At 66.2% G+C, this 22,939-nt stretch carries 20 protein-coding genes; 16 read left to right on the forward strand and 4 right to left on the reverse strand.

Annotated features, from left to right (window positions below; genetic code table 11):
- Window positions 1-347 precede the first annotated feature (347 nt).
- The 13 genes from QN358_RS15425 to araA all read left to right on the forward strand — a co-directional run bounded on the left by QN358_RS15425 (window position 348) and on the right by araA (window position 14,931).
- On the forward strand, window positions 348-629 hold the full coding sequence (locus QN358_RS15425) for a hypothetical protein (protein ID WP_136643554.1): 282 nt from the start codon (window positions 348-350) through the stop codon (window positions 627-629).
- Between the two features lie 8 nt (window positions 630-637).
- Window positions 638-1,375: a cyclase family protein gene (locus tag QN358_RS15430; protein WP_136643555.1), complete on the forward strand. Its 738-nt coding sequence runs from the start codon at window positions 638-640 to the stop codon at window positions 1,373-1,375.
- A 91-nt stretch (window positions 1,376-1,466) separates the two neighbouring features.
- On the forward strand, window positions 1,467-2,858 hold the full coding sequence (locus QN358_RS15435) for an MFS transporter (RefSeq protein ID WP_237280532.1): 1,392 nt from the start codon (window positions 1,467-1,469) through the stop codon (window positions 2,856-2,858).
- Window positions 2,859-3,159: 301 nt separating this feature from the next.
- Entirely contained in the window at window positions 3,160-3,396 is a 237-nt protein-coding gene (gene nrdH / locus QN358_RS15440) for a glutaredoxin-like protein NrdH (RefSeq protein WP_136643557.1), read from the forward strand.
- Between the two features lie 14 nt (window positions 3,397-3,410).
- Window positions 3,411-3,812 (forward strand): class Ib ribonucleoside-diphosphate reductase assembly flavoprotein NrdI, encoded by a 402-nt coding sequence (nrdI, locus tag QN358_RS15445; RefSeq protein ID WP_136643558.1) that lies wholly within the window; start codon window positions 3,411-3,413, stop codon window positions 3,810-3,812.
- Window positions 3,797-5,944 (forward strand): class 1b ribonucleoside-diphosphate reductase subunit alpha, encoded by a 2,148-nt coding sequence (gene nrdE, locus QN358_RS15450; RefSeq protein ID WP_272898638.1) that lies wholly within the window; start codon window positions 3,797-3,799, stop codon window positions 5,942-5,944. Before nrdI ends, nrdE begins: the two co-directional genes overlap by 16 nt.
- A gap of 68 nt (window positions 5,945-6,012) precedes the next feature.
- Complete coding sequence (gene nrdF, locus QN358_RS15455; protein WP_136643560.1) at window positions 6,013-6,987, forward strand: class 1b ribonucleoside-diphosphate reductase subunit beta; 975 nt, start codon at window positions 6,013-6,015, stop codon at window positions 6,985-6,987.
- 11 nt (window positions 6,988-6,998) lie between these two features.
- Window positions 6,999-8,192, forward strand: coding sequence for an MFS transporter (locus QN358_RS15460; protein ID WP_161580485.1), 1,194 nt, complete (start codon window positions 6,999-7,001; stop codon window positions 8,190-8,192).
- A gap of 57 nt (window positions 8,193-8,249) precedes the next feature.
- Entirely contained in the window at window positions 8,250-9,521 is a 1,272-nt protein-coding gene (locus QN358_RS15465) for a glycerate kinase (protein ID WP_323512884.1), read from the forward strand.
- Between the two features lie 133 nt (window positions 9,522-9,654).
- Window positions 9,655-10,716, forward strand: coding sequence for a LacI family DNA-binding transcriptional regulator (locus QN358_RS15470; protein ID WP_416352008.1), 1,062 nt, complete (start codon window positions 9,655-9,657; stop codon window positions 10,714-10,716).
- A 125-nt stretch (window positions 10,717-10,841) separates the two neighbouring features.
- Window positions 10,842-12,635, forward strand: a complete 1,794-nt coding sequence (gene araB / locus QN358_RS15475) for a ribulokinase (protein ID WP_323512885.1) — start codon at window positions 10,842-10,844, stop codon at window positions 12,633-12,635.
- Complete coding sequence (locus QN358_RS15480) at window positions 12,632-13,414, forward strand: L-ribulose-5-phosphate 4-epimerase (RefSeq protein WP_323512886.1); 783 nt, start codon at window positions 12,632-12,634, stop codon at window positions 13,412-13,414. Before araB ends, QN358_RS15480 begins: the two co-directional genes overlap by 4 nt.
- Window positions 13,411-14,931 (forward strand): L-arabinose isomerase, encoded by a 1,521-nt coding sequence (araA, locus tag QN358_RS15485; RefSeq protein WP_323512887.1) that lies wholly within the window; start codon window positions 13,411-13,413, stop codon window positions 14,929-14,931. The genes QN358_RS15480 and araA overlap by 4 nt, the downstream gene beginning before the upstream one ends.
- A gap of 113 nt (window positions 14,932-15,044) precedes the next feature.
- Here the strand turns inward: araA and QN358_RS15490 are convergent, their stop codons facing one another.
- Both QN358_RS15490 and xylA read right to left on the reverse strand, forming a co-directional pair.
- A complete protein-coding gene (locus tag QN358_RS15490) occupies window positions 15,045-16,628 on the reverse strand; it encodes an FGGY family carbohydrate kinase (RefSeq protein WP_323512888.1) in 1,584 nt (527 codons plus the stop codon).
- 164 nt (window positions 16,629-16,792) lie between these two features.
- Window positions 16,793-17,983: a xylose isomerase gene (gene xylA / locus QN358_RS15495; RefSeq protein ID WP_323512889.1), complete on the reverse strand. Its 1,191-nt coding sequence runs from the start codon at window positions 17,981-17,983 to the stop codon at window positions 16,793-16,795.
- Window positions 17,984-18,222: 239 nt separating this feature from the next.
- Here xylA and QN358_RS15500 point away from each other — a divergent pair, with 239 nt between their 5' ends.
- Together QN358_RS15500 and QN358_RS15505 are read left to right on the forward strand one after the other, a co-directional pair.
- Window positions 18,223-19,425 carry an ROK family protein gene (locus QN358_RS15500; protein ID WP_323512890.1) on the forward strand — a complete coding sequence of 401 codons (1,203 nt, stop codon included), beginning with the start codon at window positions 18,223-18,225 and terminating at the stop codon, window positions 19,423-19,425.
- A 111-nt stretch (window positions 19,426-19,536) separates the two neighbouring features.
- Window positions 19,537-20,766, forward strand: coding sequence for a multidrug effflux MFS transporter (locus QN358_RS15505; RefSeq protein WP_136643721.1), 1,230 nt, complete (start codon window positions 19,537-19,539; stop codon window positions 20,764-20,766).
- 14 nt (window positions 20,767-20,780) lie between these two features.
- Here QN358_RS15505 and QN358_RS15510 read toward each other — a convergent pair whose 3' ends face one another.
- Complete coding sequence (locus tag QN358_RS15510; RefSeq protein WP_323512891.1) at window positions 20,781-21,497, reverse strand: hypothetical protein; 717 nt, start codon at window positions 21,495-21,497, stop codon at window positions 20,781-20,783.
- 138 nt (window positions 21,498-21,635) lie between these two features.
- On the opposite strand from QN358_RS15510, the gene QN358_RS15515 reads away from it, so the two are divergent.
- Window positions 21,636-21,845 carry a hypothetical protein gene (locus QN358_RS15515; RefSeq protein WP_136643723.1) on the forward strand — a complete coding sequence of 70 codons (210 nt, stop codon included), beginning with the start codon at window positions 21,636-21,638 and terminating at the stop codon, window positions 21,843-21,845.
- Here QN358_RS15515 and QN358_RS15520 read toward each other — a convergent pair.
- Window positions 21,842-22,939, reverse strand: coding sequence for an acetylxylan esterase (locus QN358_RS15520; RefSeq protein ID WP_323512892.1), 1,098 nt, complete (start codon window positions 22,937-22,939; stop codon window positions 21,842-21,844). The genes QN358_RS15515 and QN358_RS15520 overlap by 4 nt on opposite strands.

Below are 22,939 nucleotides of genomic sequence, written 5' to 3' on the forward strand. Positions count from 1 at the left end.
GCCATGCAGAACGGCGTCCCGGTTTTGATCCCACCGAAAAGCATCGACTGGGAACAAACCCCACGACCCTGCTCCCAGATCAGATCACGAAGACGCGGACCTTTGCCCACCGCACCGTTACCGCCATGGGTAAGACAACCACGACCCGGCTGGGTCACGTGATGGCAGTATTTCGATAGACAATGGCATTGCTGCCATCACGCGTGCGCGCGTGCTGGAGCACGATTGATCCGTGAGACCGCACCGGCCCCGTGCTGCGCACTGAATCCGCGCAGTTCGGTAGGTGCAGTGCACAGCCTGCAACCGCAGGTCAATCGTCGCTTTACGCGACAGATGGGGTGAATATCGTGGTGTTTTTGATTGCTCTCGGCATAGTCGGACTGATCGGTGTGGCTGCCACCGTGCATGCCCTGCGAACCGACGGCTACCGTGCCATTCGAGCCCGTGACACCGCCGGCGACCGGGCCCGCGCGGCCGGCGCTGCTGAGCGCACTCGCGCCCTCGTCGCGCTCGAGGCGGTGGCCGCGTTCGGCCCTGGGCCGGTAGCTCAATCCGAGCAACGGATCGATGCTGATGTGCCAGCCCTGCTTGTAACGTTTGACAGACGCACCACCTCGACACGAAAGTAGACCCTCACGTGACCCGACGCTTCGTTGATCTCAGCCACACCATCACCGAGGGCCTGGTGACCTACCCGGGCCTGCCCGCACCGACGTTCGAGCCGCACCTCACGCGCGAGAACTCCAAAGCGGTGTATGCCGAGGGCACCGAGTTTCGCATGGACATCATTCGCATGATCGGCAACACCGGAACCTACCTCGACAGCCCGTTCCACCGTTACTCCGACGGAGGCGACCTGTCGACGCTGGCCCTCGAGACACTCGTCGACATTCCGGCCGTGGTGTTCCAGTTTCCGGGTCTCGAGGCAACCGAAGTCGACGGCCCGGCCCCCGAAGACCAGGCCGAGCCGGGCTTCGATGGGCGTGGCATCACGGCTGACGCTTTCGGCACCGATGACCTGCGCGGCACCGCCGTTCTGCTCAGCACCGGCTGGGATGCCCTCTTCGGCACCCCCGCCTACGCTGAGCACTCGCCGTATCTCAGCGAAGACGGCGCCCGCGAACTCATCGAGCGTGGAGTTGTGCTGGTGGGAATCGACTCGCTCAACATCGACGACACCGAGGCGACGGGTGAACACAAGGGTGAGCGACCGGCGCACACGCTGCTGCTCGACGCGGGCATCCACGTGGTCGAACACCTCACCAACCTGACAAGCCTCCCCTTTCGCGGAGCCCGGTTCACGGCGGTGCCCCCGAAGGTCGTGGGGTTCGGCACGTTCCCGGTGCGAGCCTTCGCGACAGTCGACGCGGAGTAAGACGCCGACGCGGGGCGAGGCGGGGCGAGGCATGAGCGGAGCAGACCGAGGCTCCGAGCGCGCCGGGGCGAGAAGCCCTAGCCTTGAGGGTGTGAGTTCAGAGCCGAGTACCCAGCAGCAGATCGAGCCGGGAGACTCGGGGGAGTCGGGTGACGCCGCCGCGGGCATCCTGAGCCGGCCGTATCGATGGGTGACCATCGGCATGCTCACGCTCATTCTGCTCTCGGCATTCGAGGCCCTGGCCGTCACCACCGTGATGCCCACGATCAGCGCCCAGTTCGATGGAGCGTCGCTGTACGCAATCGCCTTCTCTGGCCCGCTCGCCATTGGTGTGGTGGGCATGGTCGTCGCCGGTAACTGGGCCGACCGATCGGGCCCGAAGCGCGCCCTGTTCGTCTCGGTGGCGTGTTTCGTGGGCGGCCTCATCGTGGCCGGCTTCGCGGTGAACATGGAGCTGCTCGTGCTGGGCCGACTCGTGTCAGGCCTCGGCGGCGGCGGCCTCACTGTAGCGCTGTACGTGCTCGTGGCACGGGTCTACCCCGAGCGACTGCACGCCGGAGTGTTTGCCGGGTTCGCGGCCTCGTGGGTCGTTCCGTCGCTCGTCGGCCCGCTCGTCGCCGGTGTGGTTGCCGAAACCGTCGGCTGGCGTTGGGTCTTTCTCGGTGTGGTGGTGCTCGCCGTTCTCGCCATGGTCATGGTGGTGCCCGTCATGCGCCGTTTCGAGACCACCAGCACAGCCGTCGCCTGGAACCCTGCCCGCATTCTCTGGTCGGCGGTTGCGGCCGCCGCGGTGCTCGCTGCGAGTCTGTCGGGGCAATTCACTGGGCCGGCGGTATGGATGATCGCAGTGGGCTCCATCGCCGTCGCCACCGTTGCTCTGCGCCCCCTGCTCCCTGCGGGCGCACTGCGGGCGCGCCACGGTTTGCCCGGCATAATTCTGCTGCGCGGCATCGTCTCAGGATCGTTTGTGGCAGCCGAGACCTACCTGCCCTATTTTCTGACCAGCCAGCATGCCCTCTCGCCGGCGCTTGCCGGGTTGGCCCTGTCGTTCGCCGGGCTGGCGTGGGCCGCTGCCTCTGGGTTGCAGGGCAAGTACTCTGAGCGCATCAGCGACGTGGCGAGCATCCGGATCGGCGTCGTGCTCGTGACCGTGGCGATCGTGCTGGTTCTGACGGCATCGCTGCTCGACCTCAGCCCCGTGGTTTCCATCGGTGCGTGGCTGTTCGCGGGGGCGGGCATGGGCACCATGTACCCGCGTATGTCGATGGCGACCCTGCGACTCTCGACCCCTCTGAACCAGGGCTTCAACTCATCGGCGTTGACCATAGCCGATTCGATCGGTGCCGCCGCAGCCCTCGCGCTGACTGCAGCCGTGTTCTCGTCGTTCGCCGGGCCGAGCGCATGGGCGTTCACCGGCTGCTTCGCCCTCGCCGCGGTGCTCGGAGTTGTGGCACTGGTATTGAGCGGCCGCGCGCGCTCGTAGTGGTGCGGCGAGCGTTCTGCACAGGTGTGCGACACGCCCGGATCGTTAAATGTCAGAGGCAAAAGTTATCCTCAGACCGACATGCCGAAGTTATCCACAACTGCCGCTTATTGCCCCCTCAAAGTGCGTGATTTCGCGGAATTACCTGTGGATGGTGAGTGTTGAATAAGTGTGGAAACTCTTCGAAACCTGTGGAAAATTACACGCGTGTAACTACTTCATCTAGGGGTCTGGTCTGAAGATGACAACTAGATGTAGTGTTGTACTCCTGTCACCAGAGACCACAAGAAAGGCGCTAAAAATGGCAATCACGGTCTACACAAAGCCCTCCTGCGTTCAGTGCACCGCCACCTACCGCGCCCTCGAGAACAAGGGTCTCGAGTTCGAGATCTTCGATGTTTCGGTCGATGAGAAGGCACTGGCAGCTGTCAAGGAACTGGGTTACCTCCAGGCTCCCGTCGTCATCACCGACGACGACCACTGGTCGGGCTTTCGCCCCGACAAGATCGCCGAGCTCGCCGCACGTTCCATCGCGTAACTTCTTCTTCACGCATGCCTGATCTGGTCTACTTCTCGAGCGTCTCAGGCAACACGCACAGGTTCATTGAGCGGCTGGGGAAGCCCGCTCATCGAATTCCCATCTATGCCAAAGACGAGGCTCTCAGGGTCGAAGAACCCTACGTTCTCGTTCTGCCCACCTATGGCGGGGGCAACTCCGGGGGAGCAGTCCCGAAGCAGGTCATCAGTTTTCTCAATGATGAGCACAACAGGTCGCTCATTCGGGGCGTCATAGCCGCAGGTAACACCAATTTCGGTGAAGCGTACGGCCTCGCGGGTGACATCGTTGCGCAGAAATGCAATGTCAACACTCTCTATCGATTTGAAGTATTCGGAACACCCGACGACCTCGAGGCCGTCACCCAAGGATTGGAAGAATTTTGGAAAGCACACTGATCGATGCACCGGCCGCTGTGTCGGCGCTCGACTACCACTCGCTGAACGCGATGCTGAACCTCTATGACGCCGACGGCCAGATTCAGTTCGACAAAGACAAAGAGGCTGCGAAGCAGTACTTCCTGCAGCACGTCAACCAGAACACGGTGTTCTTTCACAACCTGAAAGAGCGACTCGACTACCTGGTTGAGAAGGAGTACTACGAGCAGGCTGTGCTCGACCAGTACTCGTTCGAATTCATCCAGAAGCTCAACGACCTTGCGTACTCGAAGAAGTTCCGGTTCGAGACGTTCCTCGGTGCGTTCAAGTACTACACCTCGTACACGCTGAAGACGTTCGACGGAAAGCGTTACCTCGAGAGATTCGAAGACCGCGTGGTGATGACCGCCCTCGGCCTGGCCGACGGTGACGAAACGCTTGCCATCAACCTTGTCGAAGAGATCATCGGCGGCCGTTTTCAGCCGGCCACGCCTACCTTCCTGAACACCGGCAAGGCCCAGCGCGGCGAGCTCGTGTCGTGCTTCCTGCTGCGCATCGAAGACAACATGGAGTCGATCTCCCGCGCCATCAACTCGTCGTTGCAGCTCTCGAAGCGCGGCGGCGGTGTGGCGCTGCTGCTGTCGAACATCCGCGAGTCGGGTGCACCCATCAAGCAGATCGAGAACCAGTCGTCGGGCATCATCCCCGTCATGAAGCTGCTCGAAGACTCCTTCAGCTACGCCAACCAACTCGGTGCCCGCCAGGGCGCCGGTGCTGTGTACCTCTCGGCGCATCACCCCGACATCCTGCGTTTTCTCGACACCAAGCGTGAGAACGCCGACGAGAAGATTCGCATCAAGACGCTCTCGCTCGGTGTCGTCGTGCCCGACATCACGTTCGAGCTCGCCAAGAACGACGAAGACATGTACCTGTTCTCGCCGTACGACGTCGAGAAGGTCTACGGCGTACCGTTCGGCGATATCTCGGTCACCGAGAAGTACCGCGAGATGGTCGACGACCCGCGCATCCACAAGACCAAGATCAAGGCGCGCGAGTTCTTCCAGACCCTCGCCGAGATTCAGTTCGAGTCGGGCTACCCGTACATCATGTACGAAGACACCGTGAACAAGGCGAACCCCATCAAGGGCCGCATCAACATGTCGAACCTCTGCTCGGAGATCCTTCAGGTCAACACGCCGACGACCTACAACGAAGACCTCTCGTACGACAACATCGGCAAAGACATCTCGTGCAACCTGGGTTCGCTGAACATTGCGCTCACCATGGATTCACCCGACTTCGGCCTCACGGTTGAGACGGCCATCCGGGGCCTCACCTCGGTGTCGAACCAGAGCCACATCGCGTCAGTTCGTTCGATCGAGTCCGGCAATGACCGTTCGCACGCCATCGGCCTCGGCCAGATGAACCTGCACGGCTACCTCGCTCGTGAGCGCGTCTTCTATGGCAGCGAAGAAGGCGTCGACTTCACGAACATCTACTTCTACACGGTTCTCTTCCACGCCCTGCGTGCGTCGAACCGCATCGCCATCGAGCGCGGCGAGGTGTTCGACGGTTTCGCCGACTCCACCTACGCGTCGGGTGAATTCTTCGAGAAGTACACCTCGGCTGTCTGGGCGCCGTCGACCGTGAAGGTCGCTTCGCTGTTCGACAACGCGTCGATCACCATTCCGACGCAGGCCGACTGGGAAGAGCTGAAGGCGTCTGTTCAGGCGCACGGTATCTACAACCAGAACCTGCAGGCTGTTCCGCCCACCGGGTCGATCTCGTACATCAACAACTCGACGGCGTCGATTCACCCCATCGCCTCGAAGATCGAGATTCGCAAAGAGGGCAAGATCGGTCGCGTCTACTTCCCGGCGCCGTACCTCACGAACGACAACCTGGAGTACTACCAGGATGCCTATGAGATCGGCTACGAGAAGGTCATCGACACGTATGCAGCGGCAACGCAGCACGTCGACCAGGGCCTGTCGCTGACGCTGTTCTTCAAAGACACCGCCAGCACCCGCGACATCAACAAGGCCCAGATCTACGCGTGGCGTAAAGGCATCAAGACGATCTACTACATTCGCCTGCGCCAGATGGCGCTCGAGGGCACCGAGGTAGAGGGCTGCGTCAGCTGCGCCCTGTAATTCGCCTCTGAACATCCATTCGCAATTCGCGCGTAAGAAATTACCAGTGACAAGAAAAGAAGACATCCGTGGCTGAACAGCTTCGATTGGCTCGCAACGTGCAGGCCATCAACTGGAACAAGATCGAAGACGATAAAGACGTCGAGGTGTGGAACCGCCTCGTCAACAACTTCTGGTTGCCCGAGAAGGTGCCGCTCTCGAACGACGTTCAGTCGTGGAACACTCTTACGCCCGCCGAGCAGAAGCTCACCATGCGCGTGTTCACCGGCTTGACCCTGCTCGACACCATTCAGGGCACGGTCGGGGCGGTCAGCCTCATTCCCGACGCCATCACGCCTCACGAAGAAGCGGTGTACACGAACATCGCGTTCATGGAGTCGGTGCACGCGAAGTCGTACTCGTCGATCTTCTCGACGCTGTCGAACACCAAAGACATCGACGAGGCATTTCGCTGGTCGACCGAGAACCCGAACCTTCAGAAGAAGGCCGACATTGTTCTCGACGACTACCGCGGTAACGACCCGCTCAAACGTAAGGTCGCGTCGACCCTGCTCGAGTCGTTTCTGTTCTACTCGGGCTTCTACCTACCCATGTACTGGTCGTCGCGGGCCAAGCTCACGAACACGGCCGATCTCATCCGTCTCATCATTCGCGACGAAGCCGTGCACGGCTACTACATCGGCTACAAGTTTCAGCGCGGGCTCGAGCGCGTCGACCAGGCCACGCGCGACGAGATCAAGGACTACACCTTCTCGCTCGTCTACGACCTCTACGAGAACGAGACCCAGTACACGCAAGACCTCTACGACGAAGTCGGCCTGACCGAAGACGTCAAGAAGTTCTTGCACTACAACGCCAACAAAGCCCTGATGAACCTGGGGTATGAGCCGATGTTCCCGAAGACCGTCACCGACGTGAACCCGGCGATTCTGTCGGCCCTCTCGCCGAACGCCGACGAGAACCACGACTTCTTCTCGGGCTCGGGTTCGTCGTACGTCATCGGCAAGGCTGTCAACACCGAAGACGAAGACTGGGACTTCTGACCCGACAGACGGTGTCGACGGCGCGGGCGTGGCTCGCCGTCGCCCCCGCCGTCATCGTTCTCGGGTGGGGTGGCAACCAGTTCCTCCCACTTCTGCAGCTGTACCGCCAGCTCAACGGCTTCACCCAAGTGCAGGTCGACCTGCTTCTCGCGGTCTACGTTGTCGGCATCGTTCCGGGGTTCGCTCTCTCGGGTGCCTGGTCAGACCGGTTCGGGCGTAAACCTGTGCTGGTGGCCGGTGTGTTGCTCGGAATCGTCGGCAGCGTCATCCTCGCTTCCTCGAGTTCGAGCCTCGCCGGGCTCTGCGTCGGCCGATTCGTGAGCGGGCTCAGTGTGGCCGCAGGGATGGTCGTCGGCACCTCATGGATCAAAGAGCTGTCGGTACGGGGTGGTCGCTCGAGCGCGGGTGCCCGGCGGGCGTCGGCCGTGCTCACCATCGGTTTCGGTGGCGGAGCGGGTGTCGGCGGCGTTCTGGCGCAGTGGGCGCCGCTGCCCACCCTGCTGCCCTACGTCGTGCAGATCGCGGCGAGTGTGGTCGCGTTGGGAGCCCTGTCCGTGGCGACCGAGACGCGATTCTTCGAAGCGGGAGGCCCCGGGCACGGGGGTGTCAAGAGCCTGCTCGGCGAGCTTCGTATTCCGAAAGCGGTGCGTGGCCGGTTCATTGCGGTCATTCTGCCGCTCGCCCCCTGGGTGTTCGCTGCTCCTGCCCTCGCCTTTGCGGTGGGGCCGAGCCTCGTGAGCGCCGCGACCCCCGGGTTCAGCGTGGGTTTCGCCACGCTCGTCACCGTCATCACCCTCGGTTGCGGTTGGGCGACCCAGTTCTTCTCCGCACCGCTCATCCGTGCGCTGCGGGGTCGCGCCGGCCTGGTCGGGGTCTGCCTGACGGGCGTTGGGGCGCTGCTGCTCATCCCGGCAGCCGAGTCGCAGCAGGTGTGGGCGGTTCTCGTGGCCGCGCCGGTGTTCGGCGCCGGCTACGGTCTCTCGATGGTCTCGGGTCTCACGACCGTGCAGGAGATGGCGGCGCCCGACGAGCTCGCCGGTCTCACGGCGGTCTACTACTCGCTCACGTATGCGGGCTTTCTGCTGCCGGCCACTCTCGCGGCCCTCACCGTGTTGACGCCCATGTCGGTGCTGCTGCTCGTGACCGCTGCAGGGTGCGTGCTCTGTGCGCTGATCGCACTGCGGGGCATCCGGCGCCATCGCTGAGTTCTGGTTGGCTGGTCGCCTGGTGGCCGCGGGTACCGGGTGCGGCAGACTGGGGGCATGAGCCCGTCACTGAACGTCGTCGTCGCGCCCGATTCGTTCAAGGGCAGCGCGACTGCCGCTGAAGTGGCGCGGGCGATCGCCGGAGGGTGGAGCGAGGTGCGCCCCGGCGACACGGTTGTAGAGCGCCCGATGGCCGACGGTGGCGAGGGCACGATTGATGCGTTCGCGGCGGCAGAACCGCGGGCGGTAAGGGTGCCTGTCACGGTGACCGGCCCCGACGATCATCCGGTGACCGCCGAATGGCTCTGGATTCCCGGGCCCGAGGTCGACGCCGACGAGCCGGTCGACGAGATCGGCGCCGCGCTCACCCGCGGGCGGTCGGGTGGCACGGGGGTCGTCGAACTCGCGAACACCAGCGGCATCACACTGCTCGATGGGCTGCGGCCTCTGGATGCCCACACGATCGGTTTCGGCCAGGCCATCGCCGCGGCGCTCGACCACGGCGTCGAAAAGCTGTTGCTCGCCATCGGCGGCAGCTCGTCGACCGACGGCGGCGCCGGGGCGCTCACTGCACTCGGGGCACGGTTTCTCACCGCGGAAGGTGAGCCGGTGGCGCCAGGCGGCAGGGGCCTTGCCGATGTGGCGAGCGTCGACTTCACGCTGCTGCGCCGGCCGCCGGTGGGCGGCGCGATAGTGGTCCCCGATGTGACGAACGGGTTGCTCGGCAGCGCCGGTGCGGCAGCAGTGTTCGGCCCGCAGAAGGGCGCGAGCCCGGCCGAAGTCGGCGAACTGGATGCCGCACTCGCGTCATTCGCCAGCATTGTCGGCACGCTGCCGACCGACAGCCCCGCCGCGGCGGCCATCGTCGTCTCGAGTGGCATCGGCAGCGAGGCATCCGGCGACGAAGCCAGCCACAGGGGGCGCTCATTCGCGCAGATCGAGGGAGCGGGTGCGGCGGGAGGCACCGGTTTCGGCCTGCTGATCTGGGGTGCGAGCATCCGGCCCGGTGCCGCAGCGGTGGGCGAGGCGCTCGGGCTGGCTGCCGACATCGAAGCGGCAGACGTGGTCATCACGGGTGAGGGCACGTTCGATTTTCAGTCGGCGGCCGGCAAGGTTCCGTCGTATGTGTTGGGGCTGGCCCACCGGTTCGAGACGTTTCCGCTGCTGGTGGCGGGCAGCATCGGGGCGAGCCCCGACGAGTTCGCTGCGTCGGTGTCGCTGACCGAGCTGGCGGGCAGCACGGCTGCGGCGATCGAGAATCCGCTGCCGTTTCTGTGGGCCGCGGGGCGTGCGCTCGCGAATGGGTCGGCGCGCACGCCGCCGCAGTAGGGGCGCGCGGCGAGTTGTCGCCGTGCGAAACGGTGCGGAGCGCGCGACGACGTACGATGTGACCGTGAACACACGGCCGGATGATGCGGAGCAAGAGCAGGAGCAGGAGCAGGAGCAGCACCTGGCCGGGCCGCTGGCAGAGTCGTCGCCGGAGCCGCCCGCTCGGCAGCCCGTGCGGGTGAAGGCCCCAAGCATCCGTGATGTGGCGCGGCTGGCCGGAGTTTCGCACCAGACGGTTTCGAGGGTGCTGAACAATCATCCGAGCATCCGGAGCGAAACAAAGGCTCGCGTTCAGAAGGTCATGGACGACCTGCAGTACCGCCCCAACCGTGCCGCGCGGGTGCTTGCCACGAGCCGGTCGCGCATCATCGGGGTCATCACGGCCGCAAGCTCGCAGTACGGGCCGGCGTCGAGCCTGCAGGCCATCGAGCAGGCGGCGCGCGAGAAGGGGTATTTCGTCAACACGGTGAACGTCGACGGCTCTGATCGCGAATCGCTCGAGCGTGGGCTCAACCATCTGCTCGACCAGTCGGTTGAGGGGCTGATTGTCATCGCCCCCCAGGTGCTGGCCTTTCACATGTTCGCCGAGCTCAAGGTTTCGCTTCCGTTCGTGACGCTGCAGTCGACCGGCAGCAACGACGAGCAGGCCCTGTCAGTCGACCAGATCTCGGGCGCACGGCGTGCCACACGACACCTCATCGAGCAGGGGCACCGGATGATCGTGCACGTCGCCGGCCCACAGGACTGGTTCGAGGCCGAGGCACGGGCCCAGGGTTTTGCGCTCGAAATGGCCGCGGCGGGCCTCGTCGCACCTGCTCCCGTGCTCGGCGATTGGACCGCCCTGAGTGGTGCCGCGCTGGGCCGCACCCTCGCCCGCCAGAGGGCGGCGGTGCCGCCGGTCGAGCGCTTCACGGCGATCTTCTCGGCCAACGACCAGATGGCGCTGGGGCTCATCCACGGGTTGGCCATCGAGGGAGTGAGTGTTCCGGGCGATGTGAGCATCGTGGGGTTCGACGACATGCCCGAGGCGCGCTTCTTCTTGCCGCCGCTCACCACGATTCGGCAGGATTTCGCCGAGCTGGGCCGACGCAGCATCGCGCTGCTGCTGGGCGACCTCGACGAGGAGTCGCCGGAGGCCGGGGCGATCGTGCCCGACCTGATTGTGCGTGGGAGTACGGCGGCGCCGCGGGGGTGAACTGCCGGATCGTGCGACGCATATTTTGACCCCCTTCTGTTGACATCGCACAGTGCCCGAGGGGTATGCTGTGCTAGCCGATGTGACCGGTCACACCGCGCGCGTCTGCCGACGAAGGAGTCCACATGAGCACCACCAACCCGAGCCCTGCAGCCTCAGGCCCCACACCATCAGGCCCCGCCGAGACCTACGTCATCGGCGTCGACTACGGAACCCTCTCGGGCCGGGCCGTCGTCGTTCGCGTCTCTGACGGCGCCGAACTCGGCGAAGGCGTGCTCGACTACCCGCACGCCGTCATGGATGTCACGCTCGCCTCGAGCGGCGCCGCCCTTCCGCCCGACTGGGCGCTGCAGGTGCCGAGCGACTATGTCGACGTGCTGAAGTCGGCCGTTCCCGCCGCCATCGCCGCCGCCGGCATCGACCCGAAGCAGGTCGTCGGCATCGGCACCGACTTCACCGCCTGCACCATGGTTCCCACCCTCGCCGACGGCACACCCCTCAACGAGGTGCCCGGCTACGAAGACCGCCCGCACGCCTACGTGAAACTGTGGAAGCATCACGCAGCCCAGCCCCAGGCCGAGCGCATCAACACCCTCGCCGCCGAGCGCGCCGAGTCGTGGCTGCCGCGCTACGGTGGGCTCATTTCGAGCGAGTGGGAGTTCGCCAAGGGCCTTCAGTTGCTCGAAGAAGACCCCGAACTCTACGGCGTCATGGAGCACTGGGTCGAGGCCGCCGACTGGATCGTCTGGCAGCTCACCGGCCGCTACGTTCGGAACGCGTGTACCGCCGGCTACAAGGGTATTCTGCAAGACGGCGTGTACCCCAGCCGCGACTTTCTGAAGGCTCTGAACCCCGACTTCGAAGACTTCGCTGAGACCAAGGTCGAACACGAGATCGGCCAGCTGGGAGCATCCGCCGGCCGGTTGAGCGCCGAGGCCGCCGCCTGGACGGGCCTCACCGAGGGCATCGCGGTGGCCGTGGGCAACGTCGACGCCCACGTCACAGCCCCCGCCGCTCGCGCCGTTCAGCCCGGCCAGATGGTCGCCATCATGGGCACCAGCACCTGCCACGTGATGAACTCCGCCGAGCTCGTCGAGGTTCCCGGCATGTGCGGCGTGGTCGAGGGCGGAATCGTCGAAGGCCTCTACGGCTACGAAGCCGGCCAGTCGGGTGTCGGCGACATCTTCGCGTGGTTCGTTCGCACGCAGGTCGCCCCGCGCTACCACGACGAGGCCAAAGCCGCCGGCCTGAGCGTGCACCAGTACCTCACCAACCTCGCCGCCGACGCCCCCGTCGGCGCCCACGGGCTCATCGCCCTCGACTGGCACAGCGGCAACCGCTCGGTGCTCGTCGACCACGAACTCTCGGGCCTGGTGCTCGGCACCACGCTCACCACCCGCACCGAAGAGATCTACCGCGCACTGCTCGAATCGACCGCATTCGGTACGCGCAAGATCGTCGAGACCTTCGCCGCCGCCGGTGTTCCGGTCACCGAGTTCATCGCCGCGGGCGGGCTCATCAAGAACCCCTTCCTCATGCAGGTCTACAGCGACGTGCTCCGGATGCCCATCAGCACCATCGCGAGCGAGCAGGGCCCCGCCCTCGGTTCCGCCATCCACGCCGCCGTCGCCGCGAGCGCGTACGCGTCGGTTCGCGAGGCGGGCGATGCCATGGGCAAGCTCAACCGCAACTCGTTCGTTCCCAACGAGCAGGCCGCGGCCGGCTACGACCGGTTGTACGCCGAGTACTCGACGCTGCACGACTACTTCGGGCGCGGTGCGAACGACGTGATGCACCGCCTCGCGGCACTGCGGCGCGAAGGGTTCGCCGAGCGCACGGGCACTGACGGCAGCGCCGGGCGCGGCACCACCGAACCGCTCGACAGCCTCGAGCAGCACGCGCTGGAGAACACCAAATGACCTCGTTCGGCGCCGAGACAGACGCGGCAATCGACATTGTGCGCGGCGACGTGTCGCGGTTGCACTCCGAGCTCACGAAATACGGGCTCGTCATCTGGACGGGCGGCAACATCTCCGGTCGAGTGCCCGGAGCCGACCTCTTCGTCATCAAGCCGAGCGGCGTGGAGTACGACGACCTCACCCCCGATGCCATGATCCTCTGCGACCTCGACGGCACTGTCATCGACGGCACTCCGGGCAGCACGCGGTCTCCCTCGAGCGACACAGCGGCGCATGCCTACGTGTACCGCAACATGCCGGCCGTGGGCGGCGTTGTGCACACCCACTCCACGTATGCCACCGCCTGGGCGGCCCGCGGTGAGGCCATCCCGTGCGTGATCACGGCCATGGCCGACGAGTTCGGCGGCGAGATTCCCATCGGCCCGTTCGCCATCATCGGTGACGACTCCATCGGCGTCGGCGTGGTCGAGACCCTCACTGGTCATCGTTCGCGCGCCGTACTCATGCAGAACCACGGCGTCTTCACCATCGGCAAGAATGCGAAAGACGCCGTCAAGGCAGCCGTCATGGCCGAAGACGTCGCCCGAACCGTGCACCTCTCGCGCCAGCTCGGCGAGCCACTGCCCATTCCCCAGGCCGCGATCGACTCCCTGTTCGACCGCTACCAGAACGTCTACGGCCAGGCCCCGGCCGGCTCGATCGCGAGCACGGCGGCCGTCGCCAGCACCCCCAGCCCGACCATCCAGAACCCCACCCCCACCACCCGGAGCGCCTCATGAGCCACTCGATCATTCCCGACCTGAAGAGCTACGAAGTCTGGTTCTTCACCGGCAGCCAGGGCCTGTACGGCGAAGAGACCCTCGCCCAGGTCGCCCAGCAATCGCAGCAGATCGTCGAGACGCTCGCCGCGGCCAGCGACATCCCCGTGACGCTGGTGTGGAAGCCGGTGCTCACCGACTCCGAGGCCATTCGGCGTGCGGTGCTCGACGCGAACGCGCGCGACAACGTCATCGGCCTCATCGCCTGGATGCACACCTTCAGCCCCGCCAAGATGTGGATCTCGGGCCTCAACGCCCTGCAGAAGCCCCTGCTGCACCTGCACACGCAGGCCAACGTCGAGCTGCCGTGGGACGAGATCGACTTCGACTTCATGAACCTGAACCAGGCCGCACACGGCGACCGCGAATTCGGCTACATTCAGACCCGTCTGGGCGTCGCGCGCAAGACCGTCGTCGGCCACGCCTCGAACCCGGCCGTCACCGCCTCGATCGGCACCTGGGCCCGCGCTGCCGCCGGCTGGCACGCTACACACAACCTCAAGCTCGCCCGCTTCGGTGACAACATGCGTTTCGTCGCCGTCACCGAGGGCGACAAGACCGAGGCCGAGTTGCGTTTCGGCGTGCAGGTCAACACGTGGGGCGTCAACGAGCTCGTCGAGGCGGTCGATGCGGCGACGGATGCCCAGATCGACGCCCTCGTCGCCGAATACGATGAGCTCTACGACGTTGTTCCCGAACTGCGTGCGGGAGGCGAGCGCCGCGAGTCGCTGCGCTACGGCGCCGCCATCGAGATCGGGCTGCGCTCGTTTCTCGAGGCCGGCAATTTCGGTGCGTTCACGACCAGCTTCGAAGACCTCGGCGGGCTCCGCCAGCTTCCGGGCCTCGCGGTTCAGCGGCTCATGGCCGACGGCTACGGGTTCGGTGCCGAAGGTGACTGGAAGACGTCGGTGCTCGTTCACGCCGCGAACGTCATGGGTTCGGGGTTGCCCGGTGGGGCATCCCTCATGGAGGACTACACCTACGACCTGACCCCCGGCAACGAGCTCATCCTGGGCGCGCACATGCTCGAGGTGAGCCCCTCGCTCACAACCTCGAAGCCCACGCTCGAGATTCACCCGCTCGGAATCGGTGGCCGCGAAGACCCCGTGCGCCTCGTGTTCACGGCCGACTCGGGCCCCGGCATCGTGGTGGCCATGTCTGACATGCGCGACCGTTTTCGCCTCGTCGCCAACGTGGTCGAGGTCGTTCAGCCGAGCGCGCCGCTGCCGAAGCTGCCCGTCGGGCGTGCCGTGTGGAAGCCCGAGCCGTCGTTCGCCGTCTCAGCTGCGTCATGGTTGACCGCCGGAGCCGCGCATCACACCGTCATGTCGACCGCACTCGACCTCGAGACGTTCGCCGACTTCGCCGACATCGCGCGCACCGAGCTGCTGATCATCGACAGCTCGACGACCACCCGCGCCTTCGCCAACGAGGTGCGTTACAACGCCGCCTACTACCGTTTGGCGCAGGGCCTCTAGCTGGCCCATTGGGTCGCTGGCGGCCCCCGCCTACTTCCCCACCTCACCCGATGAGGTTTTCCTGCAGGGTCGCTGCAGCGATAAGGGAGCCGGCGTGCGGTGCGGCCTGCCGGTCAGGCGCGGGGGGTGCTGCCGAGCTTTTGGGCCAGACGGTACTGGGCGGTGATGGCGGGAACGGTGGCCTGCGATAGCTCGGCCGCGAACGACAGGGGCCACGTGGGGCGGGCGCCAGAGAGAGTCCAGGCGGCCTGGCGGGCTGCTCCGTCGGCGACGTACTCGCCGGGGGTCGGAATCGAGACCGGAACGTCGAACACCTGCGCCGCAACCGCCTGTACTGCCACATTCTGGGCGGCGCCGCCGATGAGTAAGACCCGCCGGGCATCCACCCCCAGCGAACGCACGGCACCAAGGCCGTCGGCGAGTGCGCAGAGCATGCCCTCGATGGCGGCGCGGGCGAAGTTCTCACGGGTCGATGACGCGATGGTGAGGCCGGCGTACGTGGCGGTGGCGTCGGGCAGGTTCGGCGTGCGCTCGCCCTCGAAGTAGGGCACGAGAACGACCCCGCCCGAGCCGGGCTCGGCGGCGAGTGCGAGCGCGGCGAACTCGTCGTAGTCGACACCGAGCAGCGTGCTGATCGAGGCGAGCACGCGAGCGGCGTTGAGCGTCGCGACGAGCGGCAGAAAGGCGCCGGCGGCATCGGCGAACCCTGCCACTGTGCCGCTGATGTCGGCTACCGGATGATCGGTGACAGCGAATGCGGTACCGGATGTTCCGATGCTGATGACCACGTCGCCCTCTGTTGCGTCGAGGCCGAGTGCGGCTCCGGCGTTGTCACCGGCTCCCGCGCCGACGACGATGCCCGCGGGGATCGTGGTGCTGTCGACGACGGAAGCGGCTGAGGCGTCAGTGTCGGCAGTGGTGGCGCCGGCAGCGCTGAGGTCGATGCCCTGCACGACCGTCACGCCGGCTGCTCCGCCGGCCTGCACGATGCGCGGGAGGATGACGGGCGTACGGGTGGCAGAGTCGCCTGAGTCGTCAGGCACGATGTCCTCCGAAGCGACGCCGCGCGCCTCGACGGCGGGGCGGCCGAAGGCCAGCTCGAAGAGGTCGACGTCGTAGGCGCCTCGGGCGGGACTCCAGTACGAGGTGCCGCTGGCGTCGGAGCGGTCTGTCGTCAGCGCCTCGAGCACCGGGCCGAGGGGTGACTCGTCGGCCGGGCCGTAGCCGAGCAGGCGCCAGGTGAGCCAGTCGTGCGGCAGCGCGACGGCGGCCACGCGGGCAGCGTTCTCGGGCTCGGCGTCGCGGAGCCAGCGCAGCTTGGTGGCGGTGAACGAGGCGACGGGAAGGGATCCGGTGCGTTCGGCGAAGGCTGCCGCACCCACCTCGACGAGCAGGTCGGTGGCGGCAGCGGCGCTTCGCGTGTCGTTCCAGAGCAGTGCGTCGCGAACGACACGGCCCTGGGCATCCAGAACCACCATGCCGTGCTGCTGCCCCGCGATGGAGATGGCGTCGACGTCGTCGAGCCCGCCCGCATCGGCGATGGCCGTGTTCAGCGCGACCCACCAGGCGGCGGGGTCGACCTCGGTGCCATCGGGATGCACGGCTCGACCGCTGCGCACCAACGCCCCCGTGTCGGCGTCACGAATGACGATCTTGCAGCTCTGGGTGCTCGAGTCGACGCCGGCAACGAGGGTCACGGTTCTTCGCTTTCTGAGGTTCGCCCGCCCCCGCGCTCGCCCCTCGCCCCCCGCCCGCCTCACCCAGATCGCAGGGTGGCAAAGGTGGAGAGGCGGGGTGGGAAGTGAGGGGAGCGGGGCGAGCGGGGCGGGCGGTGGGGGCGTGGATGAAGTGGTGCGAGCGGTTAGCGCGCGCCCGTCAGGTGCTCGAGCGCCAGCTGGTTGAGGCGAACGAAGCCGAAGCCCTTACCGTCGAAGTACGGGGTCGGGTCGAAGTCTTCGTAGGCCGACCGGTCCGCGAGCAGCTCGGTGTAGGTCTCACCCGGGTTCAGTGTGGGCTGGGCGAGCTCGGGCACGCGTGACGCGGCCAGGGCCTCCTGCACCTCGGGGTCGGCGCGGAAAGCCGCGGCCCGCTCCTTGAGCAGCAGGTAGGTGCGCATGTTCGCGGCAGCCGAATCCCAGACGCCCGTGATGTCTTCGGTGCGCGAAGGCTTGTAGTCGAAGTGGCGCGGGCCGTCATAGACCGGGCCGCCTTCGGGCGAACCGTTCTCGAGCAGGTCGACGAGCGCGAACGCGTTGTACAGGTCGCCGTGGCCGAACACGAGGTCTTGGTCGTACTTGATTCCGCGCTGGCCGTTGAGGTCGATGTGGTACAGCTTGCCCTGGTAGAGCGCCTGAGCGATGCCGGCGGCGAAGTTCAGCCCGGCCATCTGCTCGTGGCCGACCTCGGGGTTGACGCCCACGAGTTCGGGGCGCTCGAGGGTCTGAATGAAGGCCATGGCGTGACCGACCGTCGGCAGCAGAATATCGCCGCGGGGCTCGTTCGGCTTGGGCTCGATGGCGAACCGAATGTCATAGCCCTTGTCGGTGACGTAGTCGCCCAGCAGGTTCACGGCTTCGCGGTAGCGCTCGAGGGCCGACCGGATGTCTTTGGCCGCGTCGTATTCCGCGCCCTCGCGCCCGCCCCACATCACGAACGTCTTCGCGCCGAGCTCGGCAGCGAGGTCGATGTTGCGCAGCACCTTGCGGAGCGCGAACCGGCGAACCTGGCGGTCGTTCGAGGTGAAGCCGCCGTCTTTGAACACGGGCGCGCTGAACAGGTTGGTCGTCACCATCGGAACGATGAGCCCAGTGTCAGCCAGGGCGCCTTTCAGGCGGTCGATCTGCGTCTGGCGCTGGGCGTCGGTCGAGTCGAAGTCGAACAGGTCGTCGTCGTGGAAGGTCAGGCCGTAGGCGCCGAGCTCAGACAGGCGCGTGACTGCTTCGACAACGTCGAGGTGCGAACGGGTGGGGCCGCCGAACGGGTCGGAGCCGTTGTAGCCGATCGTCCAGAGTCCGAAAGAGAATTTGTCAGCGCGGGTGGGCGTCAGAGACATACCGTTTTGCTCCAGTCAGCATCGTTGGTGAAGTACCGCAAAAAAGAAGTACCGTGAAAAAGTTACCACGCCCAACATATTCCCGTTCGCTTCATCTTGTCAAAGGGCAAATCCACCAAACCAGCACGCTGGCCGAGCTCTCCGCTTTGGCGGGCGCCGGATGCACGGTATATGTTTCAAGGGTCAACAAAGCTCTCTCGCCCCGAGCGAAGAGAACCCGCCGAGAAAGGGAGCACCCCGTGACCCTCCCCGCTCCGCTTCGCCCCCTCTCGGCCGGCGTCGGCAACAGTAACGACCAGGCGCGCCGGCACAACCTCTCGACCATCCTGACCATGCTGCACCACGGCGGCGCGCAGACCCGCGCCCAGCTCACCCGTCTCTCCGGCCTGAACCGGTCGACCATCGGCGCCCTTGTCACCGAACTCGTCGAACTCGGCCTCGCTTACGAGACCGAACCCGCCGACTCCGGTCTGGTCGGCCGCCCGAGCCCGGTCGTGCACGCGGCCGAGAACGTGGTCGCCCTCACCGTGAACCCCGACGTCGACGCCATCACCATCGGCGTGGTGGGCCTCGGCGGCGTGCTGCACAAACGCGTGCGGTACGAGACGGCCTCTGTTCCTTCCGTTCGCGAGACCATCAACGTGGTGTCGGCCGTGATCGACGGAATGCGCTCTGAGCTTGCGTCGTCGTACCGCGTCGTGGGGATGGGTGTCGCCGTTCCCGGCCTCGTGAACCAGGTCGACGGCCTGGTACTGCTCGCCCCGCACCTCGACTGGTCGAACGAGCCGCTCGCCGAAACGGTCGAGGCCGCCCTCGGCTACCCCGTGTCAGTGGCCAACGACGCGGCCCTCGCGACCGTGGCCGAGAGCCTGTTCGGTGCCGGCCGCGGAGTGAGCGACCTGGTGTACCTCAACGGCAGCGCGAGCGGCATCGGCGGTGGCGCACTCGTGGGCGGAACCATGCTGCGAGGAGCCCAGGGGTTCGCCGCCGAACTCGGGCACACGATGGTGAACAGCTCGGGCATCCGGTGCCACTGCGGCAAGTACGGCTGCCTCGAGACCGAAGTGAACCTCGGGCGCCTGCTCGACGTGCTGGGGCTCGGCGCGGTAGGGCTCGACGAGCTCGATGCGCTGGTCGTGGGGTCTCAGGCTCCGGATGTTCGGGCCGAAGTGAACCGCCAGCTCGACGTTCTGGCCGTGGCCATCGGCAACTTCATCAGCATCTTCAACCCCGAATCGTTCATTCTCGGTGGGTTTCTCGGCTCACTCTACGAAGCCGACCCGGAGCGCCTGCGTGCCGCGGTGAAAAGGGTTACGTTTAACGTGGTGGGGAATTCGGTGCGCATCGACCGGGCCGAGCTCCGGTCGCGGCTGTTGACGATCGGTGCTGCCGAGCTGGTGTTCGGAGGCCTGCTCACAGACCCGGCCGGAACAAGTTTCTGACCCCGCCGGCCGAGAGAATCCGCACAGATCCCCTGCACGAACCCCTGCACGAACCCCTGCCTGACTGCCCTGCCTGAACCCCTGCCCGAACGCTCTGCCCGAGGACCTTCTGTGAACACCGCTGTGCATCCGGGTGATGCGCTGACTTCCCGCCAACGTCTCGTCTACATCATCATTCTCGGTGCGCTGAGCGCCCTCGGGCCGTTCACGATCGACCTCTACCTGCCGGCCTTCCCGGCCCTCGAGGCCGACCTGAACGTGCCCGTCGCCGTCATTCAGCTCACCCTCACCGGAACCACCATCGGCTTCGCGCTCGGCCAGCTGCTCGTGGGCCCGTGGAGTGACTCGGTGGGGCGGCGCCTGCCCCTCATCGTGGCGACGGCACTGCACATCGCGGCCTCCATCGGGGCAGCGGTCGCCCCGAACGTCGAGGTGCTCGGCGTTCTGCGCGTGCTGCAGGGCGTCGGCGCGGCGGCGGCCGGTGTCATCGCCATCGCCATGGTTCGCGACCTGTTCGCCGGCCAGCCCCTGGTGCGGATGCTCTCCCGCATGTCGCTCGTCACGACTGTCGCGCCCGTGCTGGCGCCCGTGGTCGGCTCGCAACTGCTGAACATCATGGACTGGCGCGGAATCTTCTGGGTACTGATGGGCTACGGCATCGTGGTACTCATTGCAGCCTCGGTGTGGATCGTCGAAACCCTCCCGAAGGAGCGCCGCGGCGACCGCGGGCACACGTCGATGCGCCAGCGCTACAGTGCGGTGTTGCACGACCGGGTGTTCGTGGGCATGGCCATCATCGGGGGCATGACGTTCGCCGGGTTGTTCTCGTATCTGTCGGCGTCGCCTTTTCTGTTCCAGGTCGTCTACGCGTTCAGCCCGCAGCAGTATGGGCTGCTGTTCGCGGTGAATTCGCTCGGCATCATTCTGGGCATCCAGAGCAGTGCGTTTCTGATCCGGCGCATCGCGCCGCAGTGGCTGCTGGCGTGCTCGACGGTGGTGCTGCTGCTGTCGGCCGTGGCGATCGTGGTGCTCGATGTGTCGGGGGCAGGGCTGTTCGGGGTGCTCATTCCGCTGTGGTTCTTCATCGCCGCGTGCGGGTTCGGCGGGCCGTGCGTGCAGGTGCTGGCGCTCAACAACCACGGGCACGAGGCGGCGACGGCGGCGTCGCTGCTCGGCGCTGTGAACTTCGGCCTCGCCGGGCTCATCTCACCCATCGTCGGAGCATTCGGCGTGGGCAACGCGGTGGCGATGGGCGCGGTGATGGCGGTGACGGCGGCGGTGTCGATCACGGTGCTGTGGGCTGTGGTGCGGCCGCGAACGGTGCCGTCGATCGCGCACTGAGGGCGGGGGCGGGCTCAGCCGACGATGAGTGCCTGCGACGACATCAGCGCGATGAGCAGCAGCGACAGCGCCGCAACGCCCCCGGCGATGCAGAGCGAACCCAGCCACGGCCAGCGTTCGAACCAGAACAGCAGGTCAGCGTGGTCGCGGCGCAGCTCTCCGCGCGTGAGAGGGCGGTCGCTGAGCGTGACGGGTACGTCGTAGGCGTCGGCGACGAATGAGAGGGCTTCTGTGCCCCAGTACTGTTCGCGCATCCGCAGCAGTGGTTCGCCGCTGGCATCGAACGCGAACAGTTGCGACGAGGTGTCGAGCGACTGGCCGCGGTACACGGGCACGATGAGAACCGATGCGATGCGTTTGGCGGAGATGCGGCGCTGCGAGCCGAAGAACGTGTTCTCGAGCAGCCCGTCACGGTCGACGACGATGCGCACACGGGAGAGCAGGTACGACAGAACCGCACCAACCAGCGCGATCACGGCGAAGGCCACAACGACGCGCGGCCAGGTGCCCCGCGGAATAGCGAACCAGAGCATCGCGGCGAACACCGGCAGGGTGAGTGTGGCGGCCACCGTGCGCGACTGCGACGACAGCGAGGCGTTCGGTCGCAGGGTGCGGGTGCTGCCCCCTGACCGGGTCTCTGCGGCCTGTGCGTCTGGTGCCCGTGTTGCTGGTGCCCGTGTTGCTACAGCCCGCGTCTCTCCGGCCTGTGTTCCTTCAGCCTGTGCGTTCACGCGCGCTCCTCCAGATCGCCCCGCTCGGGCGGCGAGCGGCACGTCCAGCATCCCGCAGCCACACCGCCGATGTATAGCGGCATTAATGGGGACAAAGCCAGGGGGCGCGTGACGGGGGTGCTGGGCTATCGTGGAGGCATGGCCGATTCACAGAGCAAAGCGCACGAAGAGATCTGGATCGGCGACGTGCACGTTGCCAACATCCGCGAAGAGAACGGTCACGGCGATCGCCCGTTCGTAGTCGAGAGCGTGAACGGCAAGGTTCTGAAAGAGCTCGCCGACCGCCACGCCGCCGAGCTGTGGATCTCGCTGCACTCCGACGACATCACCGAGCGCGAACTCGGTTAGAGCGGGCTGGCGCTGATCGGCGCGACCGCCTTCAGAGCGGCCAGTGCCATCGAGTTGTCGTCGACCCCGCCGCCCTCGTGCCCATTGAAGGGCCACACGGTGATGTGCTTCTCGCCGGCGTACTCGTTGAAGGCGCCGAAGACCGTTGACGGGGGGCACACGGGATCCATCAGCGCGGTCGAGAACCAGGCCGGGGCGGATGCCCGCTTCGCGAAGTTCACCCCGTCGAAGTAGCTGAGCGTGTCGAGCACCTGCCCGACCTGCTCGCGGTGCACGGCGAGGTACCGGCCGATCTCCTTGTACGGGTCGTTGTCGGTCATCACGATCGCCCGCGGGAAGTCGCAGAGAAACGGCACCAGCGGAATCGCGGCGACCAAGCCTGGTACGAGCCCCGCCACGGCCAGCGCGAGCCCGCCGCCCTGGCTGCGGCCGATCACAGCGACCCGCTGCGGGTCGATGGCATCGAGCGTCTTCACTGCGTCAACGGCTCGCACGGCGTCGGTGATGAGTCGCCGATAGTAGTACGTCTCGGGGCTCGTGATGCCACGAGTCATGAACCCCGGGTGCTGCGGAGCGGTCGACGAGCCGGCCCCCGCGCCCTCGTCGTCTCCCGTGTCGCCCGAGCTCCACGTGGAGCCTTGGCCGCGGGTGTCCATGTGCAGATGGGCGAACCCCGCTGAGGCCCAGAAGAGGTTGTCGGTGGCGTGGCCGCGCCCCCCGCCGTACCCGACGAACTCGACCACGGCCGGCAGAGCAGTGCGGGCGGGCGAGGGTGCTGCATCCAGAGCCCCGGCGGGAACACGCAACCACGCCTTGACCGGCTGGCCCGCGAAACCAGGGAAGGTGACGTCGTAGATATCGAGTGTGGTGAGCCCGCAGTCGACCTTCGTGACGACCACTCCGGTGCTGATGCTGTCGGTGCGGTTGACGGTGCTGCTCTCAGCTGTGGCTGTGGCTGTAGCTGTGGCTGTGGTTGCCGGGGCCGCTGCCCGGCTGCCCGCCAGGGTGGATGCCCAGAACTCGTCGAAATCGTCGGGTTCGACCTGGGTGCTGCGGTAGTTTCGGAGCTCTGACTCGGGGAGATCGACAAACAT

The organism is Subtercola sp. RTI3 (genome assembly GCF_035018625.1).
In the GTDB taxonomy this organism is placed as follows: Bacteria; Actinomycetota; Actinomycetes; order Actinomycetales; family Microbacteriaceae; genus Subtercola; species Subtercola vilae.

Excerpts from the sequence above, each read along its gene's own strand:
- nrdH (WP_136643557.1), top strand. The coding sequence starts at position 3,160 with ATGGCAATCACGGTCTACACAAAGCCCTCCTGCGTTCAGTGCACCGCC.
- nrdI (WP_136643558.1), top strand. The coding sequence starts at position 3,411 with ATGCCTGATCTGGTCTACTTCTCGAGCGTCTCAGGCAACACGCACAGG.
- QN358_RS15465 (WP_323512884.1), top strand. The coding sequence starts at position 8,250 with ATGAGCCCGTCACTGAACGTCGTCGTCGCGCCCGATTCGTTCAAGGGC.
- araB (WP_323512885.1), top strand. The coding sequence starts at position 10,842 with ATGAGCACCACCAACCCGAGCCCTGCAGCCTCAGGCCCCACACCATCA.
- QN358_RS15480 (WP_323512886.1), top strand. The coding sequence starts at position 12,632 with ATGACCTCGTTCGGCGCCGAGACAGACGCGGCAATCGACATTGTGCGC.
- araA (WP_323512887.1), top strand. The coding sequence starts at position 13,411 with ATGAGCCACTCGATCATTCCCGACCTGAAGAGCTACGAAGTCTGGTTC.
- xylA (WP_323512889.1), bottom strand. The coding sequence starts at position 17,983 with ATGTCTCTGACGCCCACCCGCGCTGACAAATTCTCTTTCGGACTCTGG.
- QN358_RS15515 (WP_136643723.1), top strand. The coding sequence starts at position 21,636 with ATGGCCGATTCACAGAGCAAAGCGCACGAAGAGATCTGGATCGGCGAC.
- QN358_RS15520 (WP_323512892.1), bottom strand. The coding sequence starts at position 22,939 with ATGTTTGTCGATCTCCCCGAGTCAGAGCTCCGAAACTACCGCAGCACC.